The 19,964-nt window shown below is 62.4% G+C and carries 16 protein-coding genes; 8 read left to right on the top strand and 8 right to left on the bottom strand.

What is annotated here, in order from left to right; genetic code table 11:
* Nucleotides 1-10: 10 nt before the first annotated feature.
* The 6 genes from treZ to msrB form a co-directional block, all read right to left on the bottom strand.
* Nucleotides 11-1,762: a malto-oligosyltrehalose trehalohydrolase gene (gene treZ, locus O1W68_RS12475; protein WP_269304499.1), complete on the bottom strand. Its 1,752-nt coding sequence runs from the start codon at nt 1,760-1,762 to the stop codon at nt 11-13.
* A gap of 15 nt (nt 1,763-1,777) precedes the next feature.
* A complete protein-coding gene (treY, locus tag O1W68_RS12470; protein WP_269303964.1) occupies nt 1,778-4,132 on the bottom strand; it encodes a malto-oligosyltrehalose synthase in 2,355 nt (784 codons plus the stop codon).
* A 3-nt stretch (nt 4,133-4,135) separates the two neighbouring features.
* Complete coding sequence (gene glgX / locus O1W68_RS12465) at nt 4,136-6,412, bottom strand: glycogen debranching protein GlgX (RefSeq protein WP_269303962.1); 2,277 nt, start codon at nt 6,410-6,412, stop codon at nt 4,136-4,138.
* Nucleotides 6,413-6,445: 33 nt separating this feature from the next.
* Nucleotides 6,446-8,572 carry an acyltransferase family protein gene (locus tag O1W68_RS12460; RefSeq protein ID WP_269303961.1) on the bottom strand — a complete coding sequence of 709 codons (2,127 nt, stop codon included), beginning with the start codon at nt 8,570-8,572 and terminating at the stop codon, nt 6,446-6,448.
* A gap of 193 nt (nt 8,573-8,765) precedes the next feature.
* Entirely contained in the window at nt 8,766-9,284 is a 519-nt protein-coding gene (gene msrA / locus O1W68_RS12455) for a peptide-methionine (S)-S-oxide reductase MsrA (protein ID WP_269303959.1), read from the bottom strand.
* Nucleotides 9,281-9,760, bottom strand: a complete 480-nt coding sequence (gene msrB, locus O1W68_RS12450) for a peptide-methionine (R)-S-oxide reductase MsrB (protein WP_269303958.1) — start codon at nt 9,758-9,760, stop codon at nt 9,281-9,283. The genes msrA and msrB overlap by 4 nt, the downstream gene beginning before the upstream one ends.
* A gap of 174 nt (nt 9,761-9,934) precedes the next feature.
* Here msrB and secA2 point away from each other — a divergent pair, with 174 nt between their 5' ends.
* Nucleotides 9,935-12,244 carry an accessory Sec system translocase SecA2 gene (gene secA2, locus O1W68_RS12445; protein ID WP_269303957.1) on the top strand — a complete coding sequence of 770 codons (2,310 nt, stop codon included), beginning with the start codon at nt 9,935-9,937 and terminating at the stop codon, nt 12,242-12,244.
* Here secA2 and O1W68_RS12440 read toward each other — a convergent pair.
* Nucleotides 12,241-12,828: a TetR/AcrR family transcriptional regulator C-terminal domain-containing protein gene (locus O1W68_RS12440; RefSeq protein ID WP_269303956.1), complete on the bottom strand. Its 588-nt coding sequence runs from the start codon at nt 12,826-12,828 to the stop codon at nt 12,241-12,243. The genes secA2 and O1W68_RS12440 overlap by 4 nt on opposite strands.
* 114 nt (nt 12,829-12,942) lie before the next feature.
* On the opposite strand from O1W68_RS12440, the gene bioB reads away from it, so the two are divergent.
* The 3 genes from bioB to O1W68_RS12425 are packed head-to-tail and all read left to right on the top strand — an operon-like array spanning nt 12,943 to nt 14,837.
* Nucleotides 12,943-13,956: a biotin synthase BioB gene (bioB, locus tag O1W68_RS12435; RefSeq protein ID WP_269303954.1), complete on the top strand. Its 1,014-nt coding sequence runs from the start codon at nt 12,943-12,945 to the stop codon at nt 13,954-13,956.
* Nucleotides 13,957-13,965: 9 nt separating this feature from the next.
* Nucleotides 13,966-14,181 (top strand): biotin synthase auxiliary protein BsaP, encoded by a 216-nt coding sequence (gene bsaP, locus O1W68_RS12430; RefSeq protein WP_136172058.1) that lies wholly within the window; start codon nt 13,966-13,968, stop codon nt 14,179-14,181.
* A 17-nt stretch (nt 14,182-14,198) separates the two neighbouring features.
* Nucleotides 14,199-14,837 carry a DUF2567 domain-containing protein gene (locus O1W68_RS12425; protein WP_269303952.1) on the top strand — a complete coding sequence of 213 codons (639 nt, stop codon included), beginning with the start codon at nt 14,199-14,201 and terminating at the stop codon, nt 14,835-14,837.
* Here the strand turns inward: O1W68_RS12425 and O1W68_RS12420 are convergent.
* A complete protein-coding gene (locus tag O1W68_RS12420; protein ID WP_269303951.1) occupies nt 14,820-15,515 on the bottom strand; it encodes an NUDIX hydrolase in 696 nt (231 codons plus the stop codon). The two genes, O1W68_RS12425 and O1W68_RS12420, sit on opposite strands and share 18 nt — an antisense overlap.
* Before the next feature lie 163 nt (nt 15,516-15,678).
* Between O1W68_RS12420 and nadA the strand changes: the two genes are divergently transcribed.
* Genes nadA through O1W68_RS12400 form a run of 4 tightly spaced genes read left to right on the top strand, consistent with a single transcriptional unit; the run spans nt 15,679 to nt 19,597 of the window.
* Nucleotides 15,679-16,713 carry a quinolinate synthase NadA gene (gene nadA / locus O1W68_RS12415; RefSeq protein WP_269304498.1) on the top strand — a complete coding sequence of 345 codons (1,035 nt, stop codon included), beginning with the start codon at nt 15,679-15,681 and terminating at the stop codon, nt 16,711-16,713.
* Nucleotides 16,710-18,344 (top strand): L-aspartate oxidase, encoded by a 1,635-nt coding sequence (locus O1W68_RS12410; protein ID WP_269303949.1) that lies wholly within the window; start codon nt 16,710-16,712, stop codon nt 18,342-18,344. Before nadA ends, O1W68_RS12410 begins: the two co-directional genes overlap by 4 nt.
* 2 nt (nt 18,345-18,346) lie before the next feature.
* The gene (gene nadC, locus O1W68_RS12405; protein ID WP_269303947.1) at nt 18,347-19,213 is read left to right on the top strand and encodes a carboxylating nicotinate-nucleotide diphosphorylase; all 867 of its coding nucleotides are present in this window, start codon (nt 18,347-18,349) and stop codon (nt 19,211-19,213) included.
* Between the two features lie 12 nt (nt 19,214-19,225).
* A complete protein-coding gene (locus tag O1W68_RS12400) occupies nt 19,226-19,597 on the top strand; it encodes an RNA-binding S4 domain-containing protein (RefSeq protein ID WP_084346750.1) in 372 nt (123 codons plus the stop codon).
* Nucleotides 19,598-19,964: the final 367 nt, after the last annotated feature.

The following is a 19,964-nucleotide window of genomic DNA, read 5'->3' as shown; positions in this document are numbered from 1 at the left end:
GCGGTCTCGTTCACGACTTCGTAGCCGCAGGCGCGTTGGTTGCGAGGATGGTGAACGAATGGCCGGGGATGGTTGTGGCCGAGCCTGTTTCGTTCGAGGTCGGCGGACTCCAGGACAGGAGAGGGGTGCCGCCGACCGGGACCGTAACCTCGTCCGGTGCAAGGTTGCAGGCCAGTCGTAGCGATCCGCGGTGCAGTACGATCCAGCGCTCGTCCTCGTCGTAGTCGACGGAAAAGTTCTCGAGCCACGGATCGGTCAACTCTGGGTATTCACGACGTAAGGACAGTAGATCGCGGTAGATCTGGAGTAGCTGCGCGTGGTCGCCGGCGCCGAGTTCGGACCAGTCCAGTGTCGATCGCTGGAATGTCTCCGGATCCTGAGGGTCGGGAATGTCCGCGCGGTCCCAACCATGCTCGGCGAACTCCGCTTTGCGGCCATCGGCAGTCGCCTTACCCAGCTCGGGTTCGGGGTGTGAGGTGAAGAATTGAAACGGTGTCGACGCGCCCCACTCTTCACCCATGAACAACATCGGTGTGTAGGGGGAGGCCAACACCAATGCGGCCTTGACTGCCAACTGACCGGGATCGAGATAGAAGCCCGGTCGGTCACCGGTCGCACGGTTGCCGATCTGATCGTGCGTCGTGGTGTACGTAACGAACGAACTCGCCGGAATTCGGCGGGTGTCGATGGGACGGCCATGCGTCCGGCCTCGGAAGCTCGAGTATGTCCCCGCATGAAAGAATCCGTGGCGCAGGGTATTCGCCAACGTCTGCAGCGAACCGAAATCTCCGTAGTACCCCTGTCTTTCACCGGACACCGCAGCATGGATCGCATGGTGAATGTCGTCGTCCCACTGCGCATCCAGGCCATATCCGCCGCCGGACCGCGCAGTGATGAGGCTGGGGTCGTTGAGGTCGCTTTCGGCTATCAGAGTCAGTGGGCGTCCTAGATGAGCCGACAGTCGACGCGTGTCCACAGTCAATTCTTCGAGCAGGTGGACGGCAGTGTGGTCGACGATGGCATGGACTGCATCGAGCCGGAGCCCGTCGATGTGGAACTCGGAGAACCATCGAAGCGCGTTCTCGATTGCGTAGCGCCGCACCGGCCCCGAATCGGCCTCGGAGTAGTTGATCGCTTGGCCCCACGAATTGGACCCCTGAGCGAGATACGGTCCGAAGCGGTCGAGGTAGTTGCCGGATGGGCCGAAATGGTTGTAGACCACGTCGAGTACCACTCCGAGTCCCCGTCGGTGACAGGCATCGACGAAGCGCTGCAAACCTTCCGGCCCACCGTACGGCTCATGAACGGTGTACCAGAGCACACCGTCGTAACCCCAGTTGTGGGTGCCGTTGAACCCGTTGACCGGCATCACCTCGACGAAGGTGACACCGAGGTCGACGAGATGGTCGAGCTTGGTGATGGCAGCGTCGAATGTGCCTTCGGGAGTGAAGGTTCCGATGTGCAACTCGTACAGTGCGCCACCTGGCAGTTGTCGGCCCGTCCATGTCGAATCGGTCCACTTCGACTCGTCCACTCTGTACAGCTGTGAAGGAGCGTGCACCCCGTCCGGTTGACGCGGCGAACGGGGATCCGGAATCACGGTGTCGTCCTGGTCGACAAGGAACCCGTATCGGCTGTCCGGCTGAGCTTCCTTCTCGGTGAACCACCAACCGTCGGCCTGACGATCCATGTCATGAACGTCGCCGTCCAGATGCAGTCGAACCTTCTCGGGGGTCGGTGCCCACACTTGGAAACGGTGGATCATGGGTGCAGCTCCTCAGTTCTCGCGTACCAGCAATGCCACGGGCAACGAAGCGAAGAGCACCTCCGCTGAAATCTCGCCCGTGAACACGGAATCGGTCAGACGATCGCGCCACTGTCCGTCGGGGAGTACCACCGCTGTCGATCCCCAACCCTGTGATGCGAGCGTCAGCGAATGGCGGGTGGCAAGGGCTATCACATCGGGTTCAGCGAGTACCGATCCGCGGGCGAATCCGAGGACGTGCGGCGCAGCGGATCCGACGGCGTAGATGGGCGCGTAAGTTCCACCGACGAAACTGTCCGGCCGTTCACGCCGGAGTCGGAGCGCAGTGCGGACGAGATGGAATTTCGCCGCACCGCTGCCGTCGACGACGGGTATGCCGGTATCTGCGAGATGTTCACGTCGCACCGAGTAGTCGACGGGGCGCCGGTTGTCCGGGTCGACGAGCGAGTCCTCCCACAGTTCGGTGCCTTGGTAGACGTCGGGCACACCAGGCCCGACGAGGTGCAGAAGCTTCTGTCCGAGTGCGTCGCTGCGGCCGTGGGGATCGAGCCGCGAGACCAGCATGCTGACCGATTCAGCGATCGACCCCGCCGTGATGGAGTCGAGCCAATCGTGGACAGAGGATTCGAACGTCGTCTCGACGTCGTTCCATCCGGTGCGGAGACCGGCTTCGCGGACGGCTTTCTCGGCATAGGCGTGAAGCCGGGCTCGAAATTCTTCGGTGATCGTGCCGTCAGCGGGCCATACCCCGAAGACGTTCTGCCACAGGAATAGTCCGGTTGCCCCGTCCGGGCTCGGCGCGAGCAGTTCCCAGTCGGTCAGGCAGCGCGCCCAGAGTTCGGGCGTCTGCGACAGCACGCCGATGCGGGCACGAACATCCTCGCCGCGCTTGGTGTCATGAGTGGACAGTGTCGTCATCGCGGCGGGCCACCGTACGGCTCGGTCCGCGGATGCGAGATGGAACTGCGCTGGGCTGATGCCGAATTCGGCGGGATCGCCGCCGACCTCCTGCAGCGAGATGAGCCGGGTCGCGCGATAGAACAGGCAATCCTCGACGCCCTTGGCCGTCACGGCCCCGCATACCTGCTCGAACCGCGCGGCTGATTCGGTGCCACGAATGAGCGCGGTTGTCACCGCATCGAGGCCGGCTCCGAGGGCCGGGTCGTTCGCGCGTACCTCGCCGACGACTCTTGCGACAGTGCCGGCGAGAGGGGCGTAATCGGATCTGTAGTACGGCATCCGAGACACCAGTGCGACCACCGCGGCAGCAATGCCTTCGTGAGAGATGGCCGCTGAGGACTCCCGCGCGATCGCACGGCTCAGGCGAGAAACCTCGGGCGCCAGATCACCTTGTGCGACAGAGACTTTCAAGGCCCGCTCGGTCTCGTGAAGCCATCTCGTATCGTTGACTACACCCGTGTAGACCCGCGACAGCTCGCCGAGGGCCTCCGCACCGTTCGGGTCGATGAACACCCCGCCGAGATCGGCTAGAGCGTCGTATCCGGTGGTTCCGTCGACCGGCAGAGATTCGTCCAGGGGTTCGCCGCGCGCGAGGATCTTTTCCACTACCAGCCAACGGTCCGGACCGATCACCTCTCGGAGTTCGGTCAGGTAACCGGCCGGATCGGCGAGGCCATCCGGGTGATCGACTCGCAGACCGTCGACGAGCCCGTCCGACATCCAGCTGCTGACCTGCTGGTGCGAGGCGGTGAAGACGTCATAGTCTTCTTGGCGAAGTCCGGCAAGGCCATTGACCGAGAAGAATCGTCGGTAGCCGACCAGGCCCGCCTTCCAGCTGACCAAACGGTAGGCCTGACGGGCATGTACCTGCTCGGCGTCACCGTCCTCGGTTCCCTCGGCGATCGGAAACCTGTGGTCGTAATACGCGAGCAGAGGCTTGTCACCGGACCGGTCGATCGCCAGTTCCCTTGTGTCCTCTTCGGATCCGAGTACCGGGAGGGCGATCTTTCCATCGGTGCCGTTGTCGCTGCGCCAGTCGATGTCGAACCAGTCGGCGTGTTCGGAATCTCTGCCACGAGCGAGAACATCCCACCACCACGCGTTCTGCTGCGGGTCTTCGACACCGACGTGATTGGGCACGATGTCGACGATCACACCCATTCCCCGTGAGTGAAGCTCGGTCACGAGTGCCTCGAATGCTGCCCGACCACCGAGAGCAGCAGAGATCGTCTGCGGATCCACGACGTCGTACCCGTGCGTCGAGCCTTCGGTAGCTGTCAGGATTGGAGACAGGTACGCATGGGTGACGCCGAGATCGTCGAGATAGTCGACGAGGTCTCGGGCGTCGTCGAGAGTGAATCCATCCCCGCGCAGTTGAAGTCGATACGTGCTGGACGGGATCGGCATAGGTCAGTCCGTCTTTCGTAGAACGAGGAGCGACCGGGCGGCCACCTTGACCGGTGTACCCGCTTCGATGACATTCTCACTCACCCCGGTCGGCGTGGCAGTGTCGAGCGCGACGGTCCATTCCTTCGCGTAGTTCCCATCGGGTGTGACGAACTCGATGCTCTCGTGATGGGCGTTGAAGCACATCAGGAACGAGTCGTCGACCACTCGTTCCCCGCGCTGATTCGGTTCGGGGATGCCCTCGCCGTTCAGGAACACCGTCAGGCTCTTGCCGAATCCGCTGTCCCAGTCCTCCGGCGTCATCTCCTCGCCGGAAGGTGTCAACCACGCGATGTCGCGTGCCTGCTCACCGCTACGAATCGGGCGACCCTCGAAGAATCGACGGCGGCGGAACACCGGATGGTCGTTGCGCAACGCGATGGCATTGCGGGTGAACTCGATGAGATCGGCATTGGTCTCGGCGAGCGACCAGTCCATCCACGCCAACTCCGAGTCCTGGCAGTAGACATTGTTGTTGCCTTGCTGCGTTCGGCCGAGTTCGTCGCCGTGCGCAATCATCGGCGTGCCCTGGCTGAGCAACAGCGTGGCCATGATGTTGCGGACTTGGCGACTGCGAAGTTCGAGGACCTCGGGATCGTCGGTCGGGCCTTCGACGCCGCAGTTCCACGAACGGTTGTGACTCTCACCGTCGTTGTTGCCTTCGCCGTTGGCCTCGTTGTGTTTGTCGTTGTAAGACACGAGGTCGTTGAGCGTGAAGCCGTCGTGCGCGATGACGAAGTTGATGCTCGCCCCTGGGCGGCGTCCTGTCGCCTCGTACAGGTCCGAGGATCCGGTCAGTCGCGATGCGAACTCACCGAGGGTGGCGGGTTCGCCGCGCCAGTAGTCGCGCACGGTATCGCGGTACTTGCCGTTCCATTCGGTCCACAAGCCCGGGAAGTTTCCGACCTGATATCCGCCTTCGCCGATATCCCACGGCTCGGCGATCAGTTTCACCTGACTGACGACCGGGTCCTGTTGCACCAGATCGAAGAACGCGCTCAGACGGTCCACGTCGTGGAGTTCACGAGCCAGTGTCGATGCGAGGTCGAATCGGAAACCGTCGACGTGCATCTCGGTGACCCAGTAGCGCAGCGAATCCATGATGAGCTGCAGGGTGTGTGGATGCCGGGCGTTGAGGCTGTTGCCGGTGCCGGTGTAGTCCATGTAGTGCTTTTCGTCGCCGTCGACCAATCGGTAGTAGGCGGCGTTGTCGATGCCGCGAAAGCTGATGGTCGGGCCCATATGGTTGCCCTCGGCGGTGTGGTTGTAGACCACGTCGAGAATGACTTCGATGCCGGCGTCGTGGAACGCCCGAACCATCGCTTTGAACTCCGTCACTGCGCCACCTGCGGTGGGGTTGGACGAGTAGTCGGCGTGCGGTGCAAGGAATCCGAAGGTGTTGTAGCCCCAGTAGTTTCGTAAGCCTTGATCGAGCAGGGTCTGGTCCTGCATGAATTGATGGACCGGCATCAATTCGATCGCGGTGATTCCGAGGTTCAGCAGGTGGTCGATGATCGCCGGGTGCGCCAGCCCTGCATACGTGCCGCGAAGCGACTCCGGGATGTCGGGATGTGCCACCGTCATACCTTTGACGTGGGCTTCGTAGATGACCGTCTCGTGGTACGGCCGCTTGGGCGCTCTGTCGGACTGCCAGTCGAAGAACGGGTTGATGACGACGGTGGTCATCGTGTGGCCCAGCGAGTCGTACTGCGGGAAGTCCTCGCTCGGTGACTCGTCGTGCGCGATCGGGTCTTCTTCGACTACTTCACCGTCTGGATCGTCGAGATCGGTCTCGTCTTCGAAGACTGTGCCGACGCTCTCTGCCGCCGGTTCCGCGGGAGCTTCGGCTTCGGGTTCGGGTGCGTCGAGGCTGTAGGAGAACAACGAGCGGTCACCGTCGAAGTCACCTTCGAAGGCCTTCCCGTACGGGTCGAGGAGTAGTTTGCTCGGATCGCACCGGTGCCCGTTGCTCGGATCCCACGGTCCATGAACGCGGAATCCGTACTGCTGCCCGGGTACCACCGAGGGCAGATACCCATGCCAGACGTAACCGTCGGACTCCTCGAAACGGACTCGAGTTTCGGTGCCGTCGTCGGCGATCAGGCATAGATCGACAGCGTCGGCGACCTCGGAGAAGAGTGCGAAGTTGGTACCCGCCCCGTCGTAGGTTGCTCCCAGTGGATAGGCGGAGCCCGGCCAGACTGCGATCTCGAGTGTTTCGGTGGGAGCGTCCTCAGGCATGGGACAACCTTACTGTGGCCCGGTGTAGCCGGCTCACCACCAACCGGTCGCCGACGCAATCTGCCGACTCAACTCGGTTGTCAGAGTGCGAACGTACGTTGCGGTGAGGTGATGCTCGTCGCGATAGACGAGGACGTTGCCCTGAATCACCCGGCATACCGGACCGTCGCACAGTGCGTTGGAAAGGTCGAGTAGATGTACGCCTGGGTAACGGAACGACGCGGCCAGCGCCGGGTCGAGTGGGGAGAAAGCGTTCTGGCGGGGCACTCCGCATGACGTAGAGGTTCCACCTTCGGCCAAACAGTCGGCCGCTCGGTACGCAACGCCGTCGCGATCGAGCCATGGATTGTCGCGGACGCCGAGAACCGGTACTCCGTGATCGGCCAGCTGGGCCCACACCTGTACGTACGAATCCGGGGTGACGTCGCCGTGGTCGTCGGGATGTGGACGCGTGGAGTTGGTGAAGACGTAGTCGGGTTTGTTCCGCTCGATTTCGCCGAGAACGGAGTCGGTCCAGTCGAGACAACCGGGGTATTCGCTGTCACCGAGCATCGGCATGCTTCCGACGGTGAGTGGACACCCCATCTTGAGATAGGTGACTACACGAAACCCTTTCTCGCGTCCGAGTTGGTCCAGGGCGGTAATCCACTGCTCGGCGTGCGAACCTCCAGCCAGGGCTATGGTCCGTTCGGAACCTTTGTTCCCGTACTCGCAGCTGATGACGTCACGGGTATCGAAGTCCGCGATGCATCCCTCGATCGTCGTGATGGGGAGGTCTGCAGGCGCGGAGAACAATGCGGGTACTACCTCGGCGTCCTCGGCGAGTGCGCTGTCGGTGAGAACGAGTGCGCCCGGATGCGTAGATGTATCGACGATGCCGCCGGCCTGCAGGTCAGCGACGGAGCGTTCGATGTAGTAGTTCCATCCGAGAGAACCACAGACCACGACGGCTGCTGTCACCGTTGACACGACGGTGATCAACACTTTGGGGGCCGATGTGTCAGGCGATTGCAATGGCTTTTCGACCAAGTGAACTGTTGCCATTGCGAGAAGTACCGACAAGACGATAATGACCGATCCCAGAGTCGGGCCGGCGGATGGCTCGCCGGTCAAGAACAACGCGAAGATCAGGATCGGCCAGTGCCACAGGTACAGGGGGAAGGCAATCGAGCCCAGCCACACTCCGAACCGTGTGCTCATCAGCTGCGCGACGGGGGTCGCCGGGCCGGCGAGAATCAGCGCGACGGTCGCCGAGACGGGCAGCAGCGCCCACGGGCCAGGGAACTCCCGGACGCCGTCGAGAACGAACCCGCACAGGGCGATGGCCGTCAGTCCGGCGACGGCGAGCAGCGTGCGCGCCCACCGACCGACCCACGACTGCCCGTCCCGCCATCGGTGTGCCGGGCGGTCGCGGGCTTGGCGGGCCGCGAACAATGCTGCGATTGCCGCTCCGATCAGGATCTCCCACAAGCGTGCTCCGGTGTCGTAGTAGTTCCACGACTGCATTTCGCTGGTGCCATCTGCGGCGTAGACGAAGGACAGAAGCGCGGCACCTGCGAACAACACGAGGTAGAGACCGGCAGGCGGGCTCATCTGCCGCCCAACCCTGGAACGACGGACGATCCAAGCGAGGCCGAAGACGACAGCCATCGCGAGCAGATAGAACTGGAACTGCACGGCTACGGACCAGAGATGTTGAACCGGGCTGACACTCTGGTCCGCTGCCAGATAGTCCTGTGCCGTCCACGCAAGTTGCCAGTTCGTGTAGAAGAACACTGCAGATATCAGCTGATCGCCTACGTCTGCCCATCGAGTGCGGGGCAGAAGAGCCAGGGCGGCAAGGGCGACAGCAGCCAGAACCACCATCAGTGGGGGTCCGAGCCTGCGTAGAATTCGTCGAACCCGCGTGATCGGATCGATACTTCCGCCGGACTGCGCGGTGCGAAGGAGCGAGGCAGTGAAGAAGAAGCCGCTCAACGTCAGGAAGACGTCGACGCCGCCGGAGACCCGTCCCATCCAGATGTGGAAGACGACGACGAGGGCGATAGCGATCCCACGGAGTCCGTTGAGATCTACCCGTACTTCGGAGGCCGAGGTCGGGCGCGGTGGGGCCGTCGCCTCGTTCTCGTCGCCGGCGAGAAATTGGGGCTGGACATGCATGGGAAGTTGAATGCTCCGACTTTTCGGCGGTACTCGGTCGTTGATCGTCGATGAGGCCTGCTGGCGCCCACGATACTGGTCCACCCCACGGGACGAGCAATCAGCGGACCGTCACCGGGATCTCGAGTATTGCCCCGAACGAGAAGTGGCCCCGAGCTCGAGCTCGGGGCCACAACACGTGAAGATGCGCTCGTCAGCTGGTGGCGGCTTCGCGGTGTGGAAGCTTCCAGCCGGGACGAACGAAGTGACACGTGTAGCCACTCGGGTAGTTCTGCAGGTAGTCCTGATGCTCGGGCTCTGCCTCCCAGAACGGTCCGGCCGACTCCACCTCGGTGACGACCTTGCCCGGCCACAGACCCGACGCATCTACATCGGCGATCGTGTCGAGGGCGACGCGCTTCTGCTCCTCGCTCGTGTAATAAATCGCCGAGCGGTAGCTGACGCCGACATCGTTGCCCTGACGGTTCTTCGTGGAAGGGTCGTGGATCTGAAAGAAGAACTCCAGGATGTCGCGGTAGGAGATCTGCTCCGGATCGAAAACGATTTCCACGGACTCGGCGTGGGTTCCGTGATTTCGGTAGGTCGCGTTGGCGACGTCACCCCCGGAGTATCCGACGCGAGTAGAGGCAACACCCGGCCGATGCCTGATCAGTTCTTGTGCTCCCCAGAAGCAGCCTCCGGCGAGGATGGCGGTCTCCGTAGATGTAGTCACTTCTGCGCTCCTTCGTCTGAACTATCTTCGATGCTGTCGACCTGTGCGCGATAGTCACCGTAACCCTCGGCCTCGAGGCGATCGACGGGGATGAACCGCAGCGCTGCCGAGTTCATGCAGTACCGCAAGCCACCATCGACCTTCGGACCATCTTCGAAAAGGTGTCCCAGGTGAGAGTCCCCGTTCGCGGACCGTATTTCGGTGCGAACCATCAGGTGGCTGAAATCTCGCTTCGCAACCACATTCTGCGGCGCGACGGGCCTGGTGAAGCTCGGCCACCCAGAGTGAGATTCGAATTTGTCCGCCGAGGAGAACAACGGCTCGCCCGTTACGACGTCCACGTACAGACCACGCTCGTGGTTATCCCAGTATTCGTTGTCGAAAGCTCGCTCGGTGCCGTTTTTCTGAGTTACTCGGAACTGCTCGGGAGTCAACCGATCGAGTGACTGCTCGTCCTTGCTGTACGAATGCGACATCTTCTCGTCCTTCCTGCGGTTCTCTTCGCTGAAGAACCCAAATGAATCAACAACTGTCTCTTTGCATAATTCCCGTGTCATCCGGTTCATCCGGTCCAGCTTGTCGCTTCAGTAGGCTGGGAGAAAGAGGTACTGAGGCACCGTTGATTTTTCTTCGCAAGTAGGGATTGGTAGATGGCATTGGGTTCTGATCGACTCTGGCGAGTACTCGGCCGTTCGGCGCAGAAGGGTCAAGCTCGCTCCAGAAGTCGGGTGGACCTGGCGTCCGAACACGAGGACTGGGCGCGTGGTCTCACCGACTCCGAGCTCACCGCGGCGGCGACATCGCTTCGCGTCGACAGAAGCGAAGACCTCGACGCTCCGCGCTACCTGGCGCTCGTTCGTGAAGCGAGCGATCGTGCCGTCGAGCTGCGGCCTTTCGACGTTCAGCTGCTCGCGGCCGTCCGGATGATGGCGGGCGACGTGGTCGAGATGGCAACCGGTGAGGGAAAGACGATTGCGGGCGCGGTCGCGGCAGGCGGCTATGTGCTCTCCGGCCGTCGTGTGCATGTCATCTCCATCAACGACTTCCTCGCCCGACGCGACGCCGCCTGGATGGCACCGTTGTACGAGATGCTGGGGCTGACGGTCGGGTCGGTCACCGAGTCCTCGACGTCCGAGGAACGACGAAAGGCATATGCCTGTGACGTCACGTACGCCTCGGTCAACGAGATCGGATTCGACGTTCTTCGTGATCATCTGGTCGACGACATCGCCGATCTGGTAGCGCCGACTCCTGACGTCGCGCTGATAGACGAGGCCGATTCGGTACTCGTCGACGAAGCACTCGTTCCCTTGGTCCTTGCAGGATCGGTACAGAAGGATGTGCCCACGTCGAAGGTGTTCGAGGCCATTCGAGGTTTGACGGAGAGCACCGATTTCGACACCGATGCCGACAGCAGAAACGTCTTTCTCACCGACGAGGGCGCAGCCCGGTTGGAGAAGGAATTCGGCGACATCGATCTGTACTCGGAGGAGCACGTCGGGACCACCTTGGTTGCGGTCAACGTGGCGCTGCACGCTCAGGTGCTGGTCCAGCGCGACGTGCATTACATCGTCCGGGACGGGAGGGTCCAGTTGATCAATGCCTCTCGTGGGCGCGTTGCCGAGTTGCAACGGTGGCCGGACGGCCTCCAAGCTGCGGTGGAGACCAAGGAAGGACTGAAGCCGACGGAGACTGGGGAGATTCTCGACACGATCACCGTGCAGGCTCTGATCGGTAGATATCAGACGGTGTGCGGAATGACCGGTACTGCGCTGGCCGCCGGCGAACAGCTCAAGAAGTTCTACGGGCTTGGTGTCTCGCTGATTGCGCCCAACCAGCCGAACATTCGAATCGACGAGCCCGACCGTGTCTACGACACTGCCTCGAACAAAAATGCGGCGGTGGTGGCCTTCGTGAAGGAGGTTCACGAGCGAGAACAACCGATTCTCATCGGCACTCACGACGTTGCCGAATCCGAGGACCTGGCCGAGCAGCTTCAAAAGCAGGGAGTTCCGGTCGTCGTGTTGAACGCGAAGAACGACGCCGAGGAAGCCGGCGTCATCGCGGCTGCCGGCGTGATCGGAGCGGTCACAGTGTCGACTCAGATTGCCGGAAGAGGAACCGATATCAAGCTCGGTGGACCCGGTTCCGATACGAAAGCCGCCAAGGACCGAGTGGCCGAACTCGGCGGGCTCCTCGTGGTCGGAACCGGTCGGCACACGACCGAGAGGCTCGACAATCAACTTCGTGGCCGCGCAGGCCGCCAGGGCGATCCGGGACGCTCGGTGTTCTTCTCCAGCTGGGAGGACGACGTCGTGACGGCGAATATCGGACCCAAGGAGCAGCCCAGGAAGCACGACGACACCGGGCTGATCACTTCGGCGGGTGTTGCCGGAAAGATCGATCATGCGCAGCGGATAGCCGAGGGCACGATGCTCGAAGTGCATTCACGCACGTGGCGGTACAACCAGCTCACCGCTGCGCATCGCGACATCCTCGACCGTAGACGTGCGACGCTGCTCGCTGGCACTGAAGCGCTCGAGCTTCTCACTTCCGCTGCACCCGAACGTGCTTCGGAGCTCCGCGCCGAGGTATCGGAGGACACACTGGTCGTCGTGTCCCGTCGAATCGTGCTGTTCCATCTGGACCGGGCGTGGTCGGACTACTTGGCACACCTCGCCGATGTACGCGAGAGTATCCACCTGCGCGCACTCGGTCGAGAGAATCCATTGGACGAATATCACCGAATCGCAGTCGAGGCGTTCAAGACCGTCTCGGACAAGGCGATGGAACAAGCTCAGGTGACGTTCGAGACGGCCGAGATCACGTCCGAGGGAATCGATCTCGACAATGCGGGTCTGCAACGTCCGACGTCGACATGGACGTACATGGTGCACGACAATCCGTTTGCCTCCAGTGCGGGCAACAGCGCCGGACTAGGGGCCGTCTTCGGCGGCTAGAGCCGCGCAGAGGCACCTAGATTGTGCCGTACTCCGTCGATGAAAAGGCCCAGTCCGAACTCGAATCTGCTTGTCGAATCAGGACTTTCGAACAGCGGGGACGCTTCTTCGGTGAGGGCGCCGACGGAGTCCATCTGCATACGTGACTGCTCGTCGACAGTCTGGCCAAGTACGTAATACAGCAGCGTGTCCGCAGTGAGCTCGGCGTCGCTGCGGCTCGAACCTGCTCGGATGCAGACTGCGGCGATGCGCTCGCGAACTCGGTTGGTAGTCAGTCTCGATGCATAGGTCGCGGCAACCAGTTCGGCGCCGTCTCGACGTGAAAGCAAGGCATCGCGTAGGCGGTGGGCAAGTTCGCGCACCTGCTCATCCCATCCGGTACGGGTCGGGGGTGCATCGACGTCGGTGAGAAGGTGATCGGCGATCGCGCCGAGGAGTGTCTGCTTGTTGGGAAAGTGCCAATACAGCGCGCCGGGTTGGACGTGCAGAGACGTTGCCAACCTGCGCATCGTCAGATCGCCGAGCCCGTATTCGTCGAGGATCGATATCGCGCCGTCGAGGACGTCCGCTCTTCGCAGTTGCACTCGGCACTCCTGTTCTTCGGTTCGGCTTTGACAGTATCCGACCGCCAGCATAACCTGAACGCCGTTCAACTTGAACGGTGTTCAATTATGCTCGTGCGACCGAAGGAGTAGTTCGTGACCCAGATATCTGTGCAGTCCGACATTGTCGACAGGGCGCGTGCGCAAGTGCTCGAGAACGGTGAGGGGCTTACGCAGAGTCAGGTGCTCGAGATCCTTCGGCTGCCGGAGGAACGGTTGGAGGAAGCGCTGGCGCTGGCGCACGAGGTGAGAATGGCCTGGTGCGGTCCCGAGATCGAGGTCGAAGGGATCATCAGTCTCAAGACCGGCGGTTGCCCCGAGGATTGCCATTTCTGCTCGCAGTCAGGCCTGTTCGAGTCGCCGGTTCGCGCTGCGCGCCTCGACATTCCCTCCCTCGTGGAGGCTGCCAAACAGACGGCCAAGTCCGGAGCCACCGAGTTCTGCATCGTCGCTGCAGTTCGTGGTCCGGATGAGCGACTGCTCGCTCAGGTGTCAGCAGGCATCGAGGCGATTCGCAACGAAGTCGACATCGACATCGCCTGCTCGCTCGGCATGTTGACCCAGGAGCAGGTCGATCAGCTTTCTGCGATGGGAGTTCATCGCTACAACCACAATCTCGAAACTGCCCGCTCGTATTTTCCGCAGGTTGTCACCACCCATACGTGGGAAGAGCGCTGGGGCACATTGGAGATGGTGCGAGCGGCAGGAATGGAGGTGTGCTGCGGAGGGATTCTCGGGATGGGGGAATCGCTGGAGCAGCGAGCGGAGTTCACCGCGGATCTTGCTGCCCTGGAACCGGACGAGGTGCCACTGAACTTCCTCAATCCGCGACCGGGAACTCCGTTCGGAAACCTCGACGTACTACCACCGTCCGAGGCGCTCCTGGCTGTTGCCGCATTCAGACTGGCTCTGCCAAGGACGATTCTGCGATTCGCCGGTGGGCGCGAGATCACCTTGGGTGACCTCGGCGCGCAAAAGGGCATTCTCGGCGGCATCAATGCCGTGATCGTCGGCAACTACCTGACCACTCTGGGACGGCCTGCGGAGGAAGATCTGGATCTCCTCGGCGAGCTTCGGATGCCGATCAAAGCCTTGAACTCGACCATCTAAGGTGGAGGCGTGACTACCGATCAGCGCTACAGCCTGCACACGGGAAAGCCGCTGGTGCCCGGTGTGGACGAGACCGTCACCGAGGCGGCTCGGCTCGGTCTGGAACCGCCACGGTTCTGCGCCGAGTGTGGTCGACGCATGGTCGTGCAGATTCGTCCGGACGGATGGACCTCGAAGTGCTCGCGTCACGGATCGAACGACTCCGCGACTTCGGGAAGGCGATAGGGCCAGTGGAATCGACGATGGAATCGGACCGCGGCGCCTTCGACGGTGACGCGGCACCGATACCTCGGTTCCGGATCTTGGCAATAACTGTCGCCGTTGCTGTCGGGGTCGGAGCACTCGCCGGCGTGTGCTGGGCCCTTCTGGCCCCGGCAGAACATCTCGTCGTTCTCGCGCCCGGACGGGGTGCGCCGCTGACCGGTGAGAGTCTGCACCGGTTCGATTCGGTCGCCATCTTCTTGTGCATCACCCTCGTCGCAGGGGTACTTCTCCCGGTCGGATTCTGGATGTGGACCGAGCGCCGCGGCCCGGCAATGGCCCTAGGGTTGGTGCTCGGTTCCTTCCTGGGGTCGGCAACGACGCTGAGCCTCGGGGTGTGGATCTCCGGAATCCTGCACAGCCGACCGGACGATCCCGCCGTCGGATCCGTTGTCACGCGGGCTGCAGGCGTGGAATCTCCGCTGGTGCTGATCGTGCAGGCACTGGCGACCTCGTTCGTCGTGCTGCTACTTGCAGCGATGAACCCGCACGACAATCTTCGATTCACGCTGGACGACGAGGAATCAGAGCCCAGTGCGAATTCTGTCGCCGAGGACGGAAACAGAGCCCGAGGTCCACTATGGAACGACGAACATTCTGATCTAACTGGGCGGACGTAAAGCGGCGAACTCGTCGGTGACGCGCAAGGAAGCGTCGGCGAATCTGTAGAGAGCGGGTGGGCGACCTCCTGCCTTGCCGGACGGTGAGGTCTTGCCCGTCGCCTCCAGCACTTTTCGACGCCCGAGCACGCGTTGGAGATTTGTCGCATCCACCTGGTAGTCGAGGGCAGCGGCGTATATCTCGCGCAGCGTGGACATAGCGAATTCGACTGGCGCAAGCGCGAATGCGATGTTGGTATAGGACAGTTTCGCTACCAATCGGGTTCGTGCGTGTCGAATGACGGTCCGGTGGTCGAAGGACATGTCGGGAAGCCGCGCGACCGGATGCCACTCGGTGTCTACCGGCAGTTTCGGGTCCGTGGAGATCGGGACCAGGCCCAGGAAGGTCGAGGCGATCCGTCGGTCTCCGGGTACCCGATCGGGGTCGCTGAAGACGGACAATTGTTCGAGGTGGGCGACTTTTCGGACGTCGACCTTCTCGGCGAGCTGGCGACGAGCGGAGGAGGGGAGATCCTCGTCGGATTCGAGGACACCGCCGGGAAGCGACCACGAACCCAACTCCGGCTCGAGTGCGCGCTGCCACAGCAGGACTCCGAGTTCGGGGCTCTGGCCTGCGGTGAAGGTCCGAACCTGGAACACCGCGATGAGTACTTCGTGGACGGTGCTACGATGAATCATGTTTTCGATCATAAGTCGAAAACCCCATCATAGGAAATCCGGACTTTTCGGGCCGGATAATCGGCGAAGGAGTACCGCCATGGCGAGCAGTGCAACCGGCTACGAGACCAAAGGCTCTACGGCCACTGCTGCGACGGTCGATGTGTCGACAATGAGCGGTTCCATGCAGCTGGAATCGAGCTGGGCTGGAGTGTCCGACATCGTCGACGGACCGGGAGGATATGGCGGCGTGGAGCCGACGCAGGAGTGGGCGGCCGAGATCAAACGGCTTGCGCGCCTGCGGGGAGCCACCATTCTGGCTCACAACTACCAGGTTCCCGCCATCCAGGACATCGCCGATCACGTCGGAGATTCACTGGCACTCTCGCGTCTGGCCGCGGAAGTTCCAGAAGACGAGATCGTTTTCTGCGGCGTGCACTTCATGGCAGAGACTGCCAAGATTCTGAGCCCGAACAAGACCGTCCTCATTCCGGATCAGCGTGCCGGCTGCTCGCTTGCGGACTCCATCACCGCCGACCAGCTCCGCGAGTGGAAGTCCGACTACCCGCACGCCGTCGTCGTGTCCTACGTCAACACGACCGCAGAGATCAAGGCACTGACCGATATTTGCTGCACCTCCTCCAATGCCGTGGAGGTAGTCGAATCGATCGACCCGAGCCGTGAAATTCTGTTCTTGCCGGACCAGTTTCTCGGTGCGCATGTCAAGCGGATCACCGGCCGAGAGAATCTCCACATCTGGGCAGGCGAATGCCATGTCCATGCCGGCATCAATGGTGACGAACTCGCCGAGAAGTCTCGAACGCATCCTGACGCCGAACTGTACGTCCACCCCGAATGCGGTTGTGCCACATCGGCTCTCTACTTGGCAGGTGAAGGTTTCGTCACGCCGGACAAGGTCAAGATTCTCTCCACCGGAGGGATGCTCGACGCCGCGCGCACTACCGGGGCCAAGCAGGTACTCGTTGCAACCGAGATCGGGATGTTGCATCAACTGCGGCGCGCAGCGCCGGACGTCGACTTTCAGGCAGTCAACGATCGAGCATCGTGCGGGTACATGAAGATGATCACCCCGGCTGCATTGCTGCGCTGCCTCGTCGAAGGTAAGGACGAAGTGCATGTGGATCCCGAGACCGCACACACCGCGAGCAAGTCGGTACAACGGATGATCGAGATCGGTAACTCTGGCGGCGGCGAGTGACGCTGTCCTTCGGGGGAGGGACCACGCCGGTCTCGATCACGTGGGAGGCTTCGGCCGATCTCGTGGTGGTCGGCGGTGGCGTCGCGGGCCTCAGTGCAGCAATTGCAGCCGGCCGGCGGGGACTGCGCGTCATCACCGTGAGCAAGGGCGGTTCGGCGGACACGGCGACGCAGTACGCCCAAGGCGGGATCGCAGTCCCAGCTTCGGACGCCTCCGGTGATTCCATCGACGATCACGTTGCCGATACCTGCGTGGCCGGAGCAGGCCTGTGCGACGAGCCTTCGGTTCGTTCCATCGTCTCCGGGGGTCCCGACGCAGTAGCGGCGTTGGAAGCATTGGGTGCGGTCTTCGACCGAGGTGCCGACGGCACGGTGGCGCGGACACTCGAAGGCGGACACTCGAGAAGTCGGATCATTCATTCGGGAGGCGATGCGACTGGCGCCGAAGTGCAACGGGCACTTGATGTCTCGGGTCAACCTGTATTGTTCGGCACTGCTGCCGTGTCCGTGCTCACGGCGCGAGGCGAGGTCAGCGGACTGCTCGCATCCTCTGCCGAGGGAATGGGCGTGATCCATTGCGCTGCCGTACTGGTGGCCACTGGTGGTGTGGGCCAGTTGTACTCGTGCAGTACCAACCCGCCGGGCTCGACTGCCGACGGAATTGCGCTCGCGCTCGCCGCTGGTGCTCAAGTGTCGGATCTGGAGTTCGTACAGTTCCACCCGACGGTGCTGTTCGCTCCAGGTTCGGAGGGACGACGACCATTGGTCAGTGAAGCTGTACGCGGCGAGGGCGGGCACCTTGTCGATCTCGACGGCATCCGGTTCATGGACGGTCTCCATCCGCTCGGGGACCTGGCTCCACGCGATGTGGTGTCGCGAGCTATCGCCGAACGACTGCGTATCACCGGTACCGACCATGTCCTGCTCGACGCACGTGCGATCCCCGGGTTTTCCAGACGGTTTCCTACCGTCACCGCCTCGTGCCTTGCAGCCGGAATCGATCCCGTCGAGCACCTGATTCCAGTCGCCCCCGCGGCGCACTATTCCTGCGGTGGCATCGTCACCGATGTGTGGGGCCGCACAACTGTGCCGGGACTTCTCGCTGCCGGCGAGGTGGCGCGAACCGGTCTTCACGGCGCAAACCGATTGGCATCGAACAGTCTTCTCGAGGGACTGGTCGTCGGCAGACGTGCTGGAATTGCAGCCCTGGAACGACTCGGCAGCCCCCGCGTCGATGCCGAACCAATCCTGCCGTCGATGCGCACAGTGCCGCGGCGCGATCTACAGGCTCTGATGACCGAGCACGTGGGAGTTGTCCGTGATGAAAACGGCCTGGCCCACACGGCGTCCGTGCTGGGCTCGGCAGTGGACCTGGCATGGCTGGACACCGCACGGTCGCACGATGTCGTCACTCTTATCGAGGATGCAGCGCTGACCGTGACCGCGTCCGCAGTGGTGAAGGCAGCATCTGCTCGACCCGAGAGTCGTGGGTGCCATACCCGCAGGGACCATCCAGCACCTTCGGACGCACTGCGGCACAGCACGCGAATTCGTCGGGCCGAGGACGGTTCACTCGAATTCGTGTCGTCCTCCAACAAGATACGGCCACCGGCCATGACAGGAGTGAGTTGACAGTGAGCGCACTGACCGAACAGGGACTCGACCCACACGAGGTGCGTGCACTCATCCGAACCGCCCTCGACGAGGACCTGCGCTACGGGCCGGATGTGACCACCATTGCGACCGTCCCCGCCGACGCCGTCGCGTCGGCATCCGTCGTCGCCCGCCAGGCCGGAACTGTGGCCGGGATCGACGTAGGGCTGCTCGTCCTCGACGAGGTCATCGGTGAAGGGGCATACGAGCTCGTCGATCGAGTTGCAGACGGAACCGAAGTCGAAGCCGGACAGTCGGTTCTGAGCTTGACAGCGCCGACGCGTTCTCTGCTGACCGCGGAACGGACGATGCTCAATCTGATGTGCCATCTGTCCGGCATCGCAACTACGACTGCGGCTTGGGTTGCCGAGGTCGCAGACAGTGACGTGAAGATCCGTGACAGCCGCAAGACCTTGCCCGGTCTTCGTGCCCTGCAGAAATACGCCGTCCGCGCCGGGGGAGGAGTGAACCATCGCATGGGCCTCGGCGACGCTGCTCTGATCAAGGACAACCACGTCGCCGCTGCGGGCTCGATAGTCGCCGCGCTGCAGGCAGTTCGCGCTGCCGCGCCCGATATCGACTGCGAAGTCGAGGTCGACAGCCTCGAGCAGTTGGACGCAGTACTCGCCGAGGGCGTCGAACTGGTGCTACTCGACAACTTCGCGTTGTGGCAAACCCAGATGGCGGTTCAGCGACGCGTGAAACTCTCACCGCACACCAAGCTCGAGTCCTCGGGTGGACTCACCCTGGATGTAGCGCACGATTACGCGAAGACCGGTGTCGATTTTCTTGCGGTCGGGGGTCTCACCCATTCGGTGACGGTTCTCGACCTCGGACTCGACATGTAGGTTGTGTTGTCGATGGTCGAAACACAGAGTGTGCGGGTCGACAGCTGGGTCTGGGCGGTCCGCCTGTTCAAGACGCGGTCGGCTGCTGCGGCAGCCTGCCGATCCGGTCATGTCCGCGTCAACGGCACCCCAGCCAAGGCAGGGCAACGTATCGGTCCTGACGACGAGATCCGCTTGCGAGTCGACGGCGCCGAGAAGATCGTTGTGGTTACGCGTGCAATCGCCAAACGTGTCGGTGCCGGTGTCGTGGCGGAATGCATGATCGACCGCAGCCCACCGCCACCGCCGAAGGAAGTTCTCGCCTCGCAACCGCGGCGAGACCGCGGCGCAGGCCGACCGACCAAACGCGAGAGACGCGACCTCGACAAGCTTCGAGGTATGTGAGCGGGACTATTTCAAGTTGTGTTCGAACGATGTGGTTTGTCTACGAAACGGCACCAGAACGTGGAGGTCGGGCACCGGACGTCCCCAACGAATACGTCGGGTCGACGACGATCGAAGCCAATCTGTGTGGCGTGTCGATCCCCCTGTCGGACTTGCGCGTGGTGGGGAATGACGGGCCGTACACGGGGCGCGCCCTGAATGTGACCGCCGGGGCGGTTCGGGTTAGCGCAGCACCGAGCGCTCGACAAACCGCGCTCGGAGTTGACCGAGTTCTCTCTGCTGTGTGAGTGAACGAGTTATCGCCGGGGTGAGTGAACACCTTTTTTATCGAGTGAACTCCCAAGCTCTTCCGAGAACAACCGGCCCC

It is taken from the genome of Rhodococcus sp. H36-A4 (assembly GCF_027158005.1).
GTDB lineage: Bacteria > Actinomycetota > Actinomycetes > Mycobacteriales > Mycobacteriaceae > Rhodococcoides.
The sequence above is the reverse complement of the archived record's forward strand: the minus strand, read 5'-3'. Positions and strand labels throughout refer to the sequence as shown.